Annotated in this window: 14 protein-coding genes; 10 read left to right on the top strand and 4 right to left on the bottom strand. The window is 68.1% G+C overall.

Annotated elements, in window-relative coordinates; genetic code table 11:
• Position 1: 1 nt before the first annotated feature.
• Both EJ105_RS07125 and EJ105_RS07130 read right to left on the bottom strand, forming a co-directional pair.
• A complete protein-coding gene (locus EJ105_RS07125; protein WP_024278865.1) occupies positions 2 to 580 on the bottom strand; it encodes a flavoprotein in 579 nt (192 codons plus the stop codon).
• Complete coding sequence (locus tag EJ105_RS07130) at positions 577 to 1,101, bottom strand: amino acid kinase family protein (RefSeq protein ID WP_250165765.1); 525 nt, start codon at positions 1,099 to 1,101, stop codon at positions 577 to 579. Before EJ105_RS07130 ends, EJ105_RS07125 begins: the two co-directional genes overlap by 4 nt.
• Before the next feature lie 328 nt (positions 1,102 to 1,429).
• Here EJ105_RS07130 and EJ105_RS07135 point away from each other — a divergent pair, with 328 nt between their 5' ends.
• The 4 genes from EJ105_RS07135 to mgtA all read left to right on the top strand — a co-directional run bounded on the left by EJ105_RS07135 (position 1,430) and on the right by mgtA (position 6,931).
• Positions 1,430 to 1,822, top strand: a complete 393-nt coding sequence (locus EJ105_RS07135) for a c-type cytochrome (protein WP_024278867.1) — start codon at positions 1,430 to 1,432, stop codon at positions 1,820 to 1,822.
• A 290-nt stretch (positions 1,823 to 2,112) separates the two neighbouring features.
• The gene (locus EJ105_RS07140) at positions 2,113 to 2,838 is read left to right on the top strand and encodes a 16S rRNA (uracil(1498)-N(3))-methyltransferase (protein WP_250165766.1); all 726 of its coding nucleotides are present in this window, start codon (positions 2,113 to 2,115) and stop codon (positions 2,836 to 2,838) included.
• 251 nt (positions 2,839 to 3,089) lie between these two features.
• Entirely contained in the window at positions 3,090 to 4,211 is a 1,122-nt protein-coding gene (locus tag EJ105_RS07145) for a carboxylate-amine ligase (protein WP_250165767.1), read from the top strand.
• Between the two features lie 110 nt (positions 4,212 to 4,321).
• The gene (gene mgtA, locus EJ105_RS07150; protein WP_394041618.1) at positions 4,322 to 6,931 is read left to right on the top strand and encodes a magnesium-translocating P-type ATPase; all 2,610 of its coding nucleotides are present in this window, start codon (positions 4,322 to 4,324) and stop codon (positions 6,929 to 6,931) included.
• A 52-nt stretch (positions 6,932 to 6,983) separates the two neighbouring features.
• Here the strand turns inward: mgtA and EJ105_RS07155 are convergent, their stop codons facing one another.
• Positions 6,984 to 7,832, bottom strand: coding sequence for a fumarylacetoacetate hydrolase family protein (locus EJ105_RS07155; protein ID WP_250165768.1), 849 nt, complete (start codon positions 7,830 to 7,832; stop codon positions 6,984 to 6,986).
• Between the two features lie 617 nt (positions 7,833 to 8,449).
• Between EJ105_RS07155 and EJ105_RS07160 the strand changes: the two genes are divergently transcribed.
• From EJ105_RS07160 to EJ105_RS07175, 4 genes are read left to right on the top strand one after another with little or no spacing between them, the layout of a single operon-like run.
• The gene (locus EJ105_RS07160) at positions 8,450 to 9,262 is read left to right on the top strand and encodes a UDP-2,3-diacylglucosamine diphosphatase (RefSeq protein WP_024278874.1); all 813 of its coding nucleotides are present in this window, start codon (positions 8,450 to 8,452) and stop codon (positions 9,260 to 9,262) included.
• Positions 9,262 to 10,329 (top strand): glycosyltransferase family 4 protein, encoded by a 1,068-nt coding sequence (locus tag EJ105_RS07165; protein ID WP_029558659.1) that lies wholly within the window; start codon positions 9,262 to 9,264, stop codon positions 10,327 to 10,329. The genes EJ105_RS07160 and EJ105_RS07165 overlap by 1 nt, the downstream gene beginning before the upstream one ends.
• Positions 10,326 to 11,327, top strand: a complete 1,002-nt coding sequence (locus tag EJ105_RS07170) for a threonine ammonia-lyase (RefSeq protein ID WP_029558658.1) — start codon at positions 10,326 to 10,328, stop codon at positions 11,325 to 11,327. Before EJ105_RS07165 ends, EJ105_RS07170 begins: the two co-directional genes overlap by 4 nt.
• A gap of 6 nt (positions 11,328 to 11,333) precedes the next feature.
• On the top strand, positions 11,334 to 12,536 hold the full coding sequence (locus EJ105_RS07175; RefSeq protein ID WP_250165769.1) for an MFS transporter: 1,203 nt from the start codon (positions 11,334 to 11,336) through the stop codon (positions 12,534 to 12,536).
• Here EJ105_RS07175 and dgcA read toward each other — a convergent pair.
• Positions 12,488 to 13,468, bottom strand: a complete 981-nt coding sequence (dgcA, locus tag EJ105_RS07180) for an N-acetyl-D-Glu racemase DgcA (RefSeq protein ID WP_250165770.1) — start codon at positions 13,466 to 13,468, stop codon at positions 12,488 to 12,490. The two genes, EJ105_RS07175 and dgcA, sit on opposite strands and share 49 nt — an antisense overlap.
• 297 nt (positions 13,469 to 13,765) lie before the next feature.
• Here dgcA and EJ105_RS07185 point away from each other — a divergent pair, with 297 nt between their 5' ends.
• Both EJ105_RS07185 and EJ105_RS07190 read left to right on the top strand, forming a co-directional pair.
• Positions 13,766 to 14,893 carry an MlaE family lipid ABC transporter permease subunit gene (locus EJ105_RS07185; protein WP_024278879.1) on the top strand — a complete coding sequence of 376 codons (1,128 nt, stop codon included), beginning with the start codon at positions 13,766 to 13,768 and terminating at the stop codon, positions 14,891 to 14,893.
• A 6-nt stretch (positions 14,894 to 14,899) separates the two neighbouring features.
• Positions 14,900 to 15,706 carry an ABC transporter ATP-binding protein gene (locus EJ105_RS07190; protein ID WP_024278880.1) on the top strand — a complete coding sequence of 269 codons (807 nt, stop codon included), beginning with the start codon at positions 14,900 to 14,902 and terminating at the stop codon, positions 15,704 to 15,706.
• Positions 15,707 to 15,727 lie beyond the last annotated feature (21 nt).

Genomic DNA, 15,727 nt, shown 5'->3' on the forward strand with positions numbered 1-15,727 from the left:
CTCAGGCCGGGACGGGATAGAGGGTGGCAAGCTCGGCCCGGCGACGGGCGACGGCGAGGCGCAGTTCCTCCAGCGTCTCGGCCACCACGGTCGCCTCGAAGGTCTTGAGCTTCGCGGTATTCTCCAGATCGATGCGGCGCGGATAAACCGGCACCGGGCCTTCCGGCGCCATGGTGATCATCTCCGGCTGGCTGTCGCAGGCGAACACGATGCAGGCCACCCGGCACTTGCCGGCCTGGGCGAAGCAATTGGTGACGAGCGTATCCGAGATACCGTGCACCGCCTTCGCCACCGTGTTGGAGGAGGCGGGGGAGACGACGAGGGTGTGATACTCGCCGTGATAGAATCGCCCGACGGAGGCGGAGGAGGCCGAATTGTCGCGGAACACCTGCGTCTGGGCCGGCAGGGGCTCCTTGTCCTGCTTGTACATGCGCAGCACTTCGTCCGCCGCGTCGGAGATGAACAGGTCCACGTCCTGAAGCTCGCGGATGATCTCGATGCTCTCGGTGAAATAGTGCCCGGAGCCGGTGAGGGCCCAGGCCCAGCGGGGCGGCTTCTTGCTGGAACGGGTCTCGCTCATGATCGGCGCGGGCCTTCTCTCGTTTCCTCGATGCTCTGCGGTGCAAGCGGTTCGAGCGCCTGCTCCATCAGCGCCCCGTCGTCGGCGGGGACGAGGACAATATCGCCAGAATATCCCCGTGCCATGGTCGCAAAAGCCGCATCCACCAGACCGGCCGCAGTCCAGGCCGCAATATCGCTCGCGCGGTCGCCGGTCTGGGGGATCGTCACGCCCGGCGCCTTCACCAGCACCAGCCGTGGGGCCGGAAGCTGTGCGGCGAGCCACAAGGCGAGGCTGTCGGATGTCACGTCCCAGCCCTGGGGGATGTCCGGCGCGTCGAGGGTCATGGTGGCGGGAAGCCACAGGGCGGCGCCGGTCGCGGCGGCGGACGTCAGCTCGGCCGGCGTCCGCGCGGGGCGCAGGCCCGGGGCCATGTCGAGGAACGCGTGGGCCATCTGCTCCATGGCGAGGATCGCCATGCGGTGGGCTGCCCCATCGGAAAGCCCCATCTGCGGCTGAATCACGCGAACCTGATCGGCCAAGGCTCCACCCCCCGGCACGAGCACCAGTCCCTTCCGGCCCGAGAGGCGTTCGAGCAGAAGCCGGGGCGGCGCGCCCCGTGTCAGGCTTCCACCAATTTTGACAACAAGGGTCACGCTCAAGCCGTCGTTCCGGGTGGTCTCAAGGTCGCATCGAAGGCCGGGTTGGAAACATGCTAAGGAACCCGACCCCTCCGCCGGGGGTATATGTCGTGTCCTAGGTGGAGGCGTCTGCCCGGTAAAGCATCCAAGCTGGCTTCCGCGAAACTGCAGGTGCGAACACCACCGCCATGCACAGCCGGGGCCCGGCCGACAGAGAGGATATAGCTCAATGCGTCTTGTTCTGGCTTCTGCCCTTGTCCTCGCCGCCGCCACCGGTTCGGCCTATGCCGACCCCGACGTCGCCAAGGGCGAGACCGTATTCAAGAAGTGCATGGCCTGCCATGCCATCGGCCCCGACGCCAAGGTGAAGGTCGGCCCGCCGCTGAACGGCATCGTCGGCGCCAAGTGGGCGCACTTCGAGGGCTATGCCTATTCCCAGGACATCAAGGACGGCGCCGCCGCCGGCAAGGTGTGGGACGAGGCGACCCTCAACGACTACATCGAGAATCCCAAACACCTCGTGCCCAAGGGCAAGATGGCCTTCGCCGGCGTCAAGAACGAGGACGAGCGCAAGGACCTCATCGCCTTCCTCGCCCAGTTCAAGCCCGACGGCTCCAAGTAAGCTCTGACAGGGAGGCGTCGACACCGAGCCTTGAGGGGCTCCCGGCGACGCCTTGCCGCGTCTGACACGGTATCTGCGTCCCTCGCATCCTCCATTCGGGGGATGCAACCAAAGGCTGCTCTTGTGGATAATACCTGAGCGCCGGTCAGGGCGTTGTCTCCCGAGGGGCGTTCGGGGGGTGAGACAGGCGGGGCCCTTCGGGTCTCCGCCTGTTTTCGTTTCCGGGGGTCGGAACCGCAAGCTTGCAACGCGCGCCGATGCGTGGTGTCCCTCCGGCGAGAGGAGCCGCCATGCCCGAGCACGATTTCCACGCCCAACGCCTGCACGTCGCCGCCGATCTGGCCGAGGGCGCCGAGATCGTGCTGGAGCGCGAGGCGGCGCACTACGTGGCCAACGTCATCCGCCTTGGGGTCGGCGAGGACATCCTCCTGTTCAACGGCCGGGATGGCGAATGGCGGGCGACACGGATCGCCGGCGGCAAGCGCGAGGTGCGCCTCGAGGTTCTGCGCGAGACCCGCGCCCAGCCGCCCGCGCCGACGCTGGAATATGCGTTCGCGCCGCTGAAGCATGCGCGGCTCGATTATATGGTTCAGAAGGCGGTGGAGATGGGCGCGGGCATTCTCAGCCCGGTCATCACCCGCTACACCCAGGTCTCCCGCGTCAATGTCGAGCGCATGACCGCCAACGCAATCGAGGCCGCCGAACAGTGCGGCATCCTCAGCCTGCCCCATGTGGAGGAGCCGCGCCCGCTCGACAGCTGGCTTGCGTCCCTCGCCGAGGACCGCCTTCTGGTGTTCTGCGATGAGGCCTCGGCCGACGAAGACCCCATTGCCGCGCTGAAGCAGGCCCGGCCGGGACCGGTGAGCGTCCTGATCGGCCCGGAGGGGGGATTCAGCCCCGAGGAGCGTATGCGTATCGCCCCGAGAGGCCTCACCCTCAGTCTCGGTCCGCGCATCCTGCGCGCCGATACGGCAGCCGTCGCCGCCCTTGCGCTGGTGAATGCGGCGCGCCGGTGAGGCGGTTGAAACGCCCATAGGGGGCTTTTGTTCCATCGGTGGACATAAAATAGTTCTTGCGATTCGTTCGCGAACTACTTTGGATTTTGTCCATCTCGCGTGCATTGCGGGAAGACATTGAACCTTAACGTGCATTCTAGCGCGTGAATCAGTGCCCAAATTTGGACTGATTTCGCGTCAGTCTCCCCGGAACTTCGCAATAGGGCGGGCGTTACTGGCTCGCCGTGACGCCAGGTTCTGTGGAGGGCTCCGTGTCGAACGATTACAGCTTCGGAATCGAAGAGGAGTTCTTCGTCGTCGACGCCCAGACGAAGGCGGTGCAAAAGCGCATGCCGGCAGGTTTTTTCGACGAGCTGAAGGACCGGCTGGGCGACGCCGTCTCGGTGGAGATGCTCCAGTCGCAGCTGGAGATCGCGACCCGCCCGGTCACCGGCATCGGCAGCGCGCTGGATGAAATCCGCGGACTACGCCACGCCGTCTCACAGGTCGCGGGCGAGCACGGCCTCGCCGTCATCGCATCCGGTACCCACCCCACCGCCACCTGGGACGGTGTGCGCGCCACGCGGGCGAACCGCTACGACGGGGTCATGAACGACCTCAAGATGCTGGGCGAGCGCAACATGGTGTGCGGCCTGCACGTGCATGTGGAACTGCCCGACCCGGACGAGCGGGTGGACGTGATGCGCCGCATCGTCCCCTACATCCCGCACTTCATCGCTCTCTCCACCTCCTCGCCCTTCTGGGGCGCCAAGCAGACCGGGCTCATGGGCTACCGGCTCGCCGCCTATGACGAGCTGCCGCGCACCGGCCTGCCGGAGATGTTCGAGAACAGCGCCGCCTATGATCGCTATGTGGAAGCCATGGTCGCGGCCCGGGCCATCACCGATTCGAGCTATGTGTGGTGGGCCATCCGCCCCTCGCGCCAGTTGCCGACCCTGGAACTGCGCGCGCCGGACAGCTGCACCCGCTCGACGGACACGGTGGCCATCGCCGCCCTCTACCGCTCGCTGGTGCGCTTCCTCGTGCGCAATCCCCACCACAACCGCGATGTGGGTCCGGTGGACCGGGCCATTGCCGACGAGAACAAGTGGCGCGCCCAGCGCTACGGCGTGCATGGCTCGTTCGTGGATCTTGCCCAGCGCCGCTCCGTGGCGGTGCGGGACGCGGTGGATGGGCTCGTCAACCTCGTGGCCTCGGACGCGGAAGCGCTGGGCTGTCTCGAGGCTCTCATGCGTGTGCGCACCATTGCCGAGGAGGGCACCAGCGCCGACGTTCAGCTCGCCGTCTTCCAGGAGGCCCAGCATCGCACCGGCAACCGCACCGAGGCCCTCGGCGCGGTGAAAAGCTGGCTGGCCACGACCACGATGCAATGAGACCGCTGCGGAAGGTCGCCTTCGCCGCCGTTTCTTGATCGAGGCCGGTACCCGCCGGCCGCAAATGTGATCTAGGCTCCGGGCGGCTCGAACAGCGCCGGAGGCCGCCCGTGGAGATCGCCGGACAGGGTTCGCAGGACAAGGCCTCCGCCGTCGGGAGCGCTCCTGTCGATGTGGGGACGGCGCCCTTCTGGACAGAGGCGCCGGACGCCCTCTGCCTGCGCCTCACCTGCGGCACCACCGGACTGTCCTCCGCCGAGGCGGCCGAGCGGCTTGATCGCTTCGGCCCCAACCTCGACAAGCCGCCGAGCCGGAGCGGACCGATCCGCGCCCTGCTGCGCCGCCTGCTGGAACCGCTGATCCTCATGCTGCTCGTGGCCGCCGGCGTCTCCGCCGCGACGGGAGATGCGGCGAGCGCGGCCATCATCATCCTCGTCATCGTCGCATCCATCGGTCTCGACACGGTGCAGGAGGCGCGAGCCTCCAAGGCCGCGGCGGCCCTGCGCGAGCAGGTCGCGCTGACGGCCGAGGTGTGCCGCGATGGCGTTTTCTGCACGCTCCCCACCGACCGGATCGTGCCCGGCGACGTGTTCCGCGTGCGTACCGGCGACATCATCCCGGCGGATGCGGTGATCCTCTCCTCCGATGGCTTCGCCGCGAACGAGGCGGCGCTCACGGGCGAGCCCTATGCGGTGGAGAAGCGACCCGGCGCCGTCTCGTCCACGGTGGCGGCGGAGGCGACGAACGCGCTGTTCCGTGGCGCAGTGGCGCAGAGCGGCGAGGCGGTGGCGCTCGCGGTCGCCACCGGCCGCTCGACCCTGTTCGGCGCCGCTGCTGCCCTGCTCGCCGAAGATTCCGCATTGTCGCCTTTCCAGCGGGACCTGCGGGCCCTCGGCTTCGTCATCGCCCGCGCCGCTGGCGTCTTGTCGGTGGCGGTGCTGGCGGTGAACCTCGTGCTGGGGCGGCCGCTGCTGGAATCGCTCATGTTCGCGGTGGCGCTCGCGGTGGGCCTCACGCCCGAGCTGCTGCCCATGATCACCACCGTCACCCTCTCACGCGGGGCCGTGCGCATGGCGCAGCGCAAGGTGATCGTGAAGCGCCTCACCGCCATCCACGACCTCGGCGCCATGACGGTGCTCTGCACGGACAAGACCGGTACGCTCACCTCCGCCGAGATCGTCCTCGCCGGCAGCGAGGACGCAAGCGGGCAGGCGACGCATCGGCCAGCCGAACTCGCAGCGCTGTGCGCGGAGCTGGCGGGCGATCGCAGCTGGATGGACACGGCCCTTGCCGCCGCCGCGCCCGATGCGGCGGACGGCTGGTCGGCCCCCTCCCGCCTCGGCTTCGGCTACGAGCGCCGACGTGGTTCGGTGCTGGCGGAGCGGGCAGGGGACGGCGCCGGCGAGCGCCTCCTCGTCTGCAAGGGCGCGCCGGAAGCGGTGATGGACGTGTGCACCAGCCGCCGGGTTGGAGACGCAATCGTCGAACTGGATGCTGAGGCCCGTGCCGCCATCGCGACCCAGCTCAAGCGGCACGCGGAGCAGGGCCTGCGCGCGATCGCCATCGCCACGCGCGCCGGCACGCCGGACGGCATGGCCCGCACCGGCAGTCTGGAGCCGGAGGACGAATCCGGTCTCGTGCTGGAAGGCTTCTGCCTGTTCGAGGACCCGCCCAAGCCCACCGCCGCCCATGCGCTGGCCCGGTTGAGGGGGGCAGGGGTCAGGGTGAAGGTGCTGTCGGGGGATGACCCCACGGTAGTCGCCCGCGTCGCCGGGGAACTCGGCATCGATGCCGCGGACATGCTCTCCGGCGCCGAAGTGGCGCACCTGTCCGACGACGCCCTGCGGGTGCGCGTGCGCAGCGTGAACGTCTTCGGCCGCATGACACCCAACCAGAAGGTGCGGGTGGTGCGGGCCTTGATGGCCGATGGCGAGACCGTCGGCTTCCTCGGCGACGGGGTGAACGACGCGCCTGGCCTGAAACTCGCAGATGTCGGCCTGTCGGTGGATGGAGCGACGGGCGTGGCCCGCGCCGCCGCCGACATGATCCTTCTCGCGCCCGACCTCGACGTGGTGGCCGACGGCGTGGAGGAGGGGCGGCGGACCTTCGCCAACATCCTGAAATATGTGCGGATGGGCGCCAGCTCCAATTTCGGCAACATGCTGTCCATGGCGGCGGCCAGCCTGTTCCTGCCGTTCCTGCCGCTGCTCGCCACGCAGATCCTGCTCAACAACCTGCTCTACGACCTTTCCGAGGTCGGCATCCCCTTCGATGCCGTGGATGAGGCGGACCTCGCCACGCCGCAGCAGTGGGACATGAAGGGGCTGGTGCGGTTCGCGGCGGTGATGGGGCCGCTCTCCTCGCTGTTCGATTTCCTCACCTTCGGCGTGCTGCTGCTGGTGCTCGGCGCCGGGGTGGAGGCGTTCCGCACGGCGTGGTTCCTGGAATCCATCGCCACGCAAGTGCTGGTGGTCTTCCTCATCCGCACCCGCCTGCCGCTCGGCGAAACGCCGCCGGACCGGACGCTGATCATCTCCGCGCTGGGCGCCCTGGCCGTCGCCTTCGTTGTGCCTCTGAGTGGGATCGGCGGCTGGTTCGGCTTCGTGCCGCTTCCGGCAACCACCCTCGCCGCCGTCGCCGGCATCACCCTCGTCTATCTCGCCTGCGCGCAGAGGGTGAAGCGCTATGCCATCACGGGGACGCTCGGGCACCGGATATGAAACGGCCGCCGCGAGGGGCGGCGGCCGGGATGACATCAAACGGTGCTTTCGTTCAGAGCTTGAACGGAACCACGGTCTGCAGCTGTTCGCCGAGGCCCTCGATGCCGACGCGCATCACGTCGCCGGCCTTCAGGAAGCGCGGCGGCTTGAAGCCGAGGCCGACGCCGGGCGGGGTGCCGGTGGTGATGACGTCGCCGGCATCCAGCACCATGAACTGGCTGATGTAGTGCACCAGGAACGGGATGCGGAAGATCATGGTCTTCATGGAGCCGTTCTGGACGCGCTCGCCGTTCACTTCCAGCCACATGGCGAGGGTGGAGGTGTCGGGGATCTCGTCGGTGGTGACGAGCCAGGGGCCGAGCGGGCCGAAGGTCTCGCAGCCCTTGCCCTTCATCCACTGGCCGGAGCGCTCGATCTGGAAATGGCGCTCGGAGACGTCATTGCAGATGCAGTAGCCGGCCACGTAGTCGAGGGCGTCCTTCTCCTCGACATAGCGGGCGCGCTTGCCCATGACGAAGGCGAACTCCACCTCCCAGTCGAGCTTCAGCGAGCCCTTGGGGATCATCACGTTGTCGTTGGGGCCGACGATGCAGTTCGGCGCCTTGTTGAAAAGCACCGGCTCCTCGGGAATGGGATTGTTGGTCTCGGCGGCGTGGTCCGCGAAATTCAGGCCCACCGCGACGAAATTGCCCGGACGGGCGACGCAGGCGCCGAGGCGGGCGCCTTCCGGCGCGAGCGGCAGGGACGCGGGGTCAAGGGCGGCGATCTTCTTCAGGCTCTCGGGCGCGAGCGTCTCGCCATTGAGATCCGCGATGACGCCGGACAGGTCGCGAACCTTGCCGTCTGAATCGATTAGACCCGGCTTCTCTCGTCCAAAATCGCCGAAGCGGACCAGCTTCATCGGGGGAGCTCCTGGTGGAATTGTATGGCGTTGTTCTGGTGTGGGCGGTGCAGGATCAGCTCCGTCCAAGGCGGGGGCACGCTGGCGCGGTCTTCGGCCAAGGTCAATGGTGGAACGGATAATTTTCGTCGGCAGGAGCCGAGGTGGCGCGCCCCGATGCGACGCACGCCGCATGCGACGAAAGGAGCGGGGCGAATATGCCGCGCCCCGGGATTCGCTCCTCGACGGTGAGCGCTGGTCGCGCGCGCCCGCCGGCAGAGATGAGATGTTGCGATTTGACAGGTCGCCCGACCGGGCGCGGGAGGGAATGACTTGGACGATTCGACCCTCGACTATTAGCCGCCTTCCCGAGGCAGCAATGATCTGCATCTAATCTGTGCAAGTCGCAGGATTGGGCAGGTGGCCTTCCTTTTCGCGGGCGGACGTCATAAAAGGGATACACGACTCCGGCTAAGTCCGAAGCGTCGAAAGCAAGCGCGCCGGCCCCTCGGGAAGGTCAATGGGCCAGCCTGCCGGCGAACTTGAGCGGGGCGCCTTACCGGTGCCACGATGGCGCCTTAGCCGGGGCTGGCTGTTACGGTCGCACCGGTGGGCCGCGGAAGGTGGAGGTATCGGGCGTGAGCGACAGTCCTGAAACGCGCCGCTATCGCGCCCTCTTCATCTCCGACGTGCATCTCGGCACCAAGGGCTGCCAGGCCGAACTGCTCCTCGATTTCCTCAAGTACAATGAAGCCGATACCGTCTATCTCGTCGGCGACATCGTCGACGGCTGGCGGCTGAAGGCCAACTGGTACTGGCCGCAAAAGCACAACGACGTGGTGCAGAAGCTGCTGCGCAAGGGCCGCAAGGGCGCGCGCATGCTCTACCTGCCGGGCAACCACGATGAGTTCCTGCGTGATTATTACGGCACCCACTTCGGCGGGATCGAGGTGGTGGAGACCGCCATCCACGAGGCGGCCGACGGCAAGCGCTACCTGGTGATCCACGGCGACGTGTTCGATCTGGTCGTGCGCCACGCCAAGTGGCTCGCCTTCCTGGGCGACTGGGCCTACACCGCCGCCCTCGGCATCAATACCTACCTCAACAAGATCCGCCGCCGCCTCGGCCTCACCTACTGGTCGCTGAGCCAGTGGGCCAAGCTCAAGGTGAAGAACGCGGTCAACTATATCGGCAAGTTCGAGGAGGCGGTGGCCGAGGAGGCCAAGCGCCATCAGGTCGATGGTGTGATCTGCGGCCACATCCATCACGCCACCATCCACGACCAGTTTGGCGTCCGCTACGTCAATTGCGGCGACTGGGTGGAGAGCTGCACCGCCGTTGCCGAGCATGAGGACGGCCGCCTCGAGATCATTTCCTGGACGCGCAAGCTGGAAAAGAATGCGCCGGCCCAGGAGGGCGAGGTCGTCGAGGGGGCGCGCGCGGCGGCCTGATGCGGGTTCTCGTGGCCACCGATGCGTGGCATCCCCAGATCAATGGCGTGGTGCGATCCCTGGAGCATACCGCCCGCGAGGCCGAGAACCTCGGGGCGGACATGCAGTTCCTGACCCCGCAGGGCTTCCGCACCGTCCCGCTGCCCACCTACAACGAGATCAGGCTCGCCCTCGCCACGCCCCGCATGATCATGCGGCGCATCGAGGCGCTGCAGCCGGACTTCGTGCATATCGCGACCGAAGGGCCCATCGGCATCCTGGTGCGCCGGGCCTGCATCGCCTCGCGCCGCACCTTCACAACCTCCTACCACACGAAATTCCCGGAATACCTCGCCGCCCGCGCGCCGGTGCCGGAGCGGCTGACCTATGCGTGGCTGCGCTCCTTCCACAATGCCGGCGGCGGCGTCATGGTCTCCACCGCCACGCTGGAGCGGGATCTCGAGGCGCGCGGCTTCAAGCGGTTGATGCGCTGGTCGCGCGGCGTGGATGCGGACCTGTTCCGTCCGCGCCCCGAGGCGACGCTGAACCTGCCGCGCCCGGTCTATCTGTTCGTCGGCCGCGTGGCGGTTGAGAAGAACATCGAGGCGTTCCTCAATCTCGATCTGCCCGGCTCCAAGGTGGTGGTGGGCAACGGCCCGGCCCTCGCCAGCCTGAAGGAGCGCTTCCCCGCCGTGCACTTCCTGGGCTCGAAGGAAGGCGAGGACCTGGCGCAGGTCTATTCCGCCTGCGACGTCTTCTGCTTCCCGAGCCGCACCGACACCTTCGGCATCGTGCTCCTGGAAGCGCTGGCGAGCGGCCTTCCCGTCGCGGCCTATCCCGTCACCGGCCCGACCGACGTGCTGGCCGATGCGACGGAGCAGGTGGGCATCCTGGACGAGGATCTGCGCACCGCCTGCCTCAAGGCGCTGGAGCTGTCGCCCGCCGCCGCCCGCCGCTTCGCGCTGCGCTATACGTGGCGGGAGAGTGCCCGGCAGTTCCTCGACAACGTGCTGATCGCGCATGACATCGGACCCATCGCGCGGCGCTATCGCCTTCGGCGGCGGCGTCGGGTAGCTTCCGGCGCATGAGCGCCTCCCAGATTCAGCCCGCCCCGCTTCCCACCGCCGAAGATGTCGATGCCGCTGCCGCGCGGCTGCTCGGTTTCGCCGTGCGCACCCCGCTGGTGTTCTCGCCTGTGCTGAGCGAGCGGATGGGCGCCGACGTATTCCTGAAGCCGGAGACGTTGCAGCGCACCGGTTCCTTCAAGTTTCGCGGTGCCTTCAACCGCATGGTGCAGATCCCCGAAGAGGCGCGCGCTGCCGGCGTCGTCGCCTGCTCGTCCGGGAACCATGCCCAGGGCGTTGCCGCCGCGGCGAAGATCCTCGGCATGCCGGCCGTCATCGTCATGCCCCACGACGCGCCTGCCCTGAAGCGCGACCGCACCCGCGCGCTCGGCGCGGAAGTGGTGGGCTACGACCGCCGCACCGAGGACCGCGACGCCATCGCCCGCGCCATTGCAGCGGAGCGCGGCGCCATCATGGTGCCGCCCTATGACGATCCCCACATCATCGCCGGGCAGGGCACGGTGGGCCTTGAGATCGTGCAGGACCTCGCCGCCCTCGGCCGCGTGCCGGACCTCGTGGCGGCCAATGCCTCCGGCGGGGGCCTCGTGGCCGGCATCGCGCTCGCCGTGAAGCGGGTTGCGCCACAGGCGCGGGTGGTGGTGTGCGAGCCGGCGGGTTTCGACGACCACGCCCGTTCCTTCCGCTCCGGCGTACGCGAGCGCAATGCCCAGCCCGACGGCTCCTTCTGCGACGCGCTGCTGGCGCCCACCCCCGGCGCCATCACTTTCGAAATCACCCGCCGCATCGTCGGCGAGGCGGCGTCCGTGACCGACGCCGAGGTGGCGCGGGCGGTGGAATACGCCTTCCGCGAACTCAAGCTCGTGGTGGAGCCGGGCGGCGCCGTGGCTCTGGCGAGTCTGCTGGAGGGGCGGCTCAACGTCTCCGGCGGCACGGCTGTCATCGTGCTCTCCGGTGGCAATGTGGACGCGGAAACCTTCACCCGCTGCCTCGCCGCCGCCTGACGCATCGTGGACGAGGCCGGGGAGAACGGGCAGGGCCATCTGCCGCCGCGCGCGCTCGCGCTGCGGCTCGGGGCGGCCTACGGCACCTTCTTCATCGCGCTCGGCATCTTCCAGCCCTATCTGCCGCTCTGGTTGCAGGCGCGGGGACTGGGACCGGAGGCCATGGGTCTCGTTCTGGCCGTGCCCATGCTCAGCCGGCTTGCCGCGACACCCCTCCTTGGCCTGCTCTCGGACCGGCTGGGACGGCCGAGGGCGCTGCTCACCCTCTTGGGAATGGTCACGGTCGCGGCCATGGTGCTTCTGGCCTTCACCTCCAGCCTCCCGGCGATCCTCCTGATCCTCGGCGCCATGTCGGCGGCGTGGTTCCCCGGCTTCTCGCTGCTGGATTCCTACACCTCGCGCCTCGCCCGGGCGGGACGGGCGGAGTATGGCCGCGCGCGGCAGTGGGGCTCGGCGAGCTTCCTCGCGGCCAATCTCGCCGGCGGCGTGATCGTCGGCGCGCTGGGCGCGGATTCGGTCGTTCTGCTCATGGTCGCCGGCCATGTGTCCTATGTACTCGCGACCTTCGCCTTGCCGGAACTGCCGCGGGCCGAGCCCATGCCGTCTCCGCTCACGGGCCGGCGGGCGCGGCTCGGCTTTCTCGCCGGTATCGTCGCGGCCGGGTTGGTGCAGGCGAGCCATGCGGTGCTCTACCTCTTCGCCACCGTCCACTGGCGGTCGGAGGGCATTTCGCTGACGGTCATCGGTGTCCTGTGGGCGGTGGGTGTCGCGGCCGAGATGGTGCTGTTCCGCTTCGGTCGGCCACTGCTGGGCCGCTTCGGCGCCTATGGAATGATCGCCATCGGCGGCGCGGCGGCCGTGGTGCGCTTCGCGGTGATGGCGAGCGATCCGCCCCTCGCCGTGCTGCTGCCGCTGCAGTTGCTGCATGCCCTGACCTTCGCGGCGACCTATCTCGCCATGGTCGATCTTGTGACCCGCGGTGTGAGCGAGCATCGTTCCGGTACGGGGCAGACCACTGCCGCCTGGACCTCGAGCCTCATGTCGTCCGCCGCGAACGTGGCAGCCGGGCCGCTCTGGGCCGTGTTCGGACCCATGGCCTTTCTGGCGGGCTGCGCGTTGGGTCTGGCGGGGGCGGGCGTGGCCCTCGCCGCCGCGCGGCTTCAGCCCCAGAGCAGGGGCTCGGGCGGGGAGACGACAGCGCCCTCGTAGTGAAGCCCGGGGATGCGGTCGCGGGCGAGCAGCAGCGGCCCGTCGAGGTCCACCCACTTCGCCCCCTGGGCCACCAGAAGGGCAGGGGCCATGGCCAGCGATGATGCCAGCATGCACCCCACCATGACTGAGAAGCCGAGCCCGTGCGCCGCCTCCGCCAATGCCAGCGCCTCGGTGAGGCCGCCCGCCTTGTCGAGCTTCACGTTGATGGCGTCGTAGCGCGTGCGCAGATCCGCGAGCCCGGCCCGGTCGTGGACGCTCTCGTCGGCGCAGACCGGCACCGGCCGGTCGATCCGGGCGAGGCGGCGGTCGTTGTCGGCCGGCAGCGGCTGCTCGATGAGTTCGACGCCGACGGCAGCGCAGACATCGAACAAGGTGGGCAAATCGGCGGCCTTCCAGCCCTCGTTGGCATCGACGATGAGCCGCTTGTCCGGCGCCGCCTCGCGCACGGCGGCGAGGCGCTCGCGGTCGCCGGGGGCGCCGAGCTTCAGCTTGAGCAACGGGCGGTCTGAGGCGGCGGCCGCCGCGCGGGCCATGGCCTCTGGCGTATCGAGGCTCAGGGTATAGGCCGTGACCACCGGCCGCAGGGGCGGCAGGCCGGCCAGTTCAGCGCAGCCGAGGCCGGAGGATTTCGCCTCCAGATCCCACAGGGCGCAGTCTATGGCATTGCGGGCGGCGCCGGCGGGCAGGTGGTGCTGCAGCATTTCCCGGCTGAGGCCGGCGGCAAGGTCCGCCCTGAGCTGCTCGATGGCCGCGACCACGCCTTCCACGGTCTCGCCGTAGCGGGCATAGGGCACGCACTCACCGCGACCGGTGATGCCGCCTACGGTGAGGCGCACTTCCACCACCACGGCCTCCGTCTTGGAGCCACGGGCGATGGTGAAGGTGCCGGCGATGGGAAAGCGCTCGACGCTGAGAGACAGTTCGGCCATGGGTTAAGCTTAATAGCCGATTCCGCGCCGCCCATCGCGGGGCAGGTGACGATGGTGGCGAGGTGTGTCCTGGCTGATCTCGACGCCGCCTCCGCTCATCTGTATGGCTAGATTGCGTTCTTGCCTTGCGGGGCGGGAGCGTGTTCGGCAGGAGCCTGGGCTGCTGCCGGATTCAAGCGGGGCGACGGTTTGACCGCGGCAGGTGTCGTGGTAGGGCTGCGGACGGTAAGGTCCGAAGTCTGTTCTGGGGTTGAGACCATCCGGCGTGTCGCGCCGGTCGCCTTTGGAGACGCCGCGTTGCCGCACGCCTCGTTGATTTCCGTGCACAGCCAGGACGACCGCCTGACCGTGGCCGGCCGCGGTGCGTGGACGTCTGAATATGCCGACGAGCTGGAACAGGCGGTCAACGATACCGCCCATTCCTATGCCAAGCCCAAGGACGTCGAGATTGATCTCGCCTCGGTCGAGCGCATGGATACCTTCGGCGCCCTGCTGCTGGAGCGGCTACGCCGCTCGTGGGTGGGCGCAGGCATCGAGCCCAAGGTCGTCGGGCTGGCGCCGCGCTACAGGGTGCTCCTGGACGAACTCGCCCGCATGGGGCACGAGCCGGTGCCGCCCAAGCGCCGGCACGAAGGCATTCTGGAGCGCTTCGGCCACGAGGTCGTCAATGCCGCCAAGGACGCGCTTTCACTTCTGAACTTCGTCGGTGCCACTGTGGCCGCCTTGCTGCGGGTGGTGGCGCGCCCGCGCAGCTTCCGCTTCACCTCCATGGTGAACCAGGTCGACCGGGTGGGCTTCCGCGCCGTCCCCATCATCCTGCTCATCACCTTCCTCATCGGCTGCATCCTGGCGCAGCAGGGCATCTTCAATTTCCGCCGGTTCGGCGCCGACATCTATGTCGTGGACATGGTCGGCGTGCTGGTGCTGCGCGAACTGGGCGTGCTCATCGTCTCCATCATGATCGCCGGCCGCTCGGGCAGCGCCTATACGGCGGAACTCGGCTCCATGCGCATGCGCGAGGAGATCGACGCGTTGCGCGTGATGGGATTCGATCCCATCGAGGTGCTGGTGGTGCCGCGCATCCTGGCCCTCGTCATCGCCCTGCCGCTGCTCACTTTCATCGGCTCCATGTCCGCCATTTTCGGCGCCGGACTGGTGTCCTGGGGCTATGGCGGCATCACGCCCGACGTGTTCCTCGATCGGCTGAAGCTTGCCATCGACCTCGATCAGTTCAAGGTCGGCATGTACAAGGCGCCCTTCATGGCCGCGACCATCGGCCTTGTCGCCTGCATGGAAGGCCTGAGGGTGGGCGGCAGCGCCGAATCCCTCGGCGAGCACACCACCGCCTCGGTGGTGAAGGCCATCTTCCTCGTGATCGTCATGGACGGTGTGTTCGCCATGTTCTTCGCCGCGATCGACATGTGAGCGGCCATGGACGCGCAGACCTCTCCCTCCACACTCCAGACCAGCGGCCGGGAAGCCATCATCCGGGTCCACGACATCGTCGTGGGATTCGGCGACCGGGTGGTGCTGAACCACCTCAATCTCGACGTCTACCGCGGCGAGATCCTCGGTTTCGTCGGCACGTCGGGCGGCGGCAAGTCGGTGCTGACGCGCACCATCCTCGGCCTCGTGCCGAAGACCTCGGGCACGGTTGAGGTATTCGGGCAGAATCTCGACGACCTCTCCGAGCGCGAGCGCTCGGCGCTGGAGCGCCGCTGGGGCGTCTTGTTCCAGCAGGGCGCGCTGTTCTCCTCGCTCACGGTGAAGCAGAATATCCAGTTCCCGCTTCGGGAAAATCTCAAGCTGTCCCAACGGCTTCTGGACGAGATTGCCTTCACCAAGATCGAGATGGTCGGCCTGAAATGCGATGTGGCCGAAAAGTTACCCTCCGAGCTTTCCGGCGGCATGATAAAACGCGCGGCACTTGCCCGTTCGCTGGCGCTCGACCCTGAAATCCTCTTTCTCGACGAGCCTACATCGGGCCTTGATCCGATTGGCGCGGGCGACTTCGACGAGCTGATCCGGACGCTGCAACAGACTTTGGGGCTTACGGTTTTCATGGTAACGCACGATCTCGACAGCCTGCACACGGTGTGCGACCGGATCGCGGCGCTCGCTGACGGCAAGGTGATCGCGGCGGGGACGATCGAGGACATGATGGCGGAACAGCACCCATGGCTGCGGGCCTATTTCCACGGCACGCGGGCACGGGCTGTTCAGAGCGCGCGCCGTTAGGCGCGATCGAGGCAATTGCGC

The sequence above is a fragment of the Xanthobacter aminoxidans genome (assembly GCF_023571765.1).
GTDB classification, from domain to species: Bacteria; Pseudomonadota; Alphaproteobacteria; order Rhizobiales; family Xanthobacteraceae; genus Xanthobacter; species Xanthobacter aminoxidans.

What these genes read in the sequence shown, in the direction of transcription:
- EJ105_RS07125 (WP_024278865.1), bottom strand. Translation starts at nt 580, where the DNA reads ATGAGCGAGACCCGTTCCAGCAAGAAGCCGCCCCGCTGGGCCTGGGCC.
- EJ105_RS07135 (WP_024278867.1), top strand. Translation starts at nt 1,430, where the DNA reads ATGCGTCTTGTTCTGGCTTCTGCCCTTGTCCTCGCCGCCGCCACCGGT.
- EJ105_RS07140 (WP_250165766.1), top strand. Translation starts at nt 2,113, where the DNA reads ATGCCCGAGCACGATTTCCACGCCCAACGCCTGCACGTCGCCGCCGAT.
- EJ105_RS07155 (WP_250165768.1), bottom strand. Translation starts at nt 7,832, where the DNA reads ATGAAGCTGGTCCGCTTCGGCGATTTTGGACGAGAGAAGCCGGGTCTA.
- EJ105_RS07165 (WP_029558659.1), top strand. Translation starts at nt 9,262, where the DNA reads ATGCGGGTTCTCGTGGCCACCGATGCGTGGCATCCCCAGATCAATGGC.
- EJ105_RS07170 (WP_029558658.1), top strand. Translation starts at nt 10,326, where the DNA reads ATGAGCGCCTCCCAGATTCAGCCCGCCCCGCTTCCCACCGCCGAAGAT.
- dgcA (WP_250165770.1), bottom strand. Translation starts at nt 13,468, where the DNA reads ATGGCCGAACTGTCTCTCAGCGTCGAGCGCTTTCCCATCGCCGGCACC.
- EJ105_RS07190 (WP_024278880.1), top strand. Translation starts at nt 14,900, where the DNA reads ATGGACGCGCAGACCTCTCCCTCCACACTCCAGACCAGCGGCCGGGAA.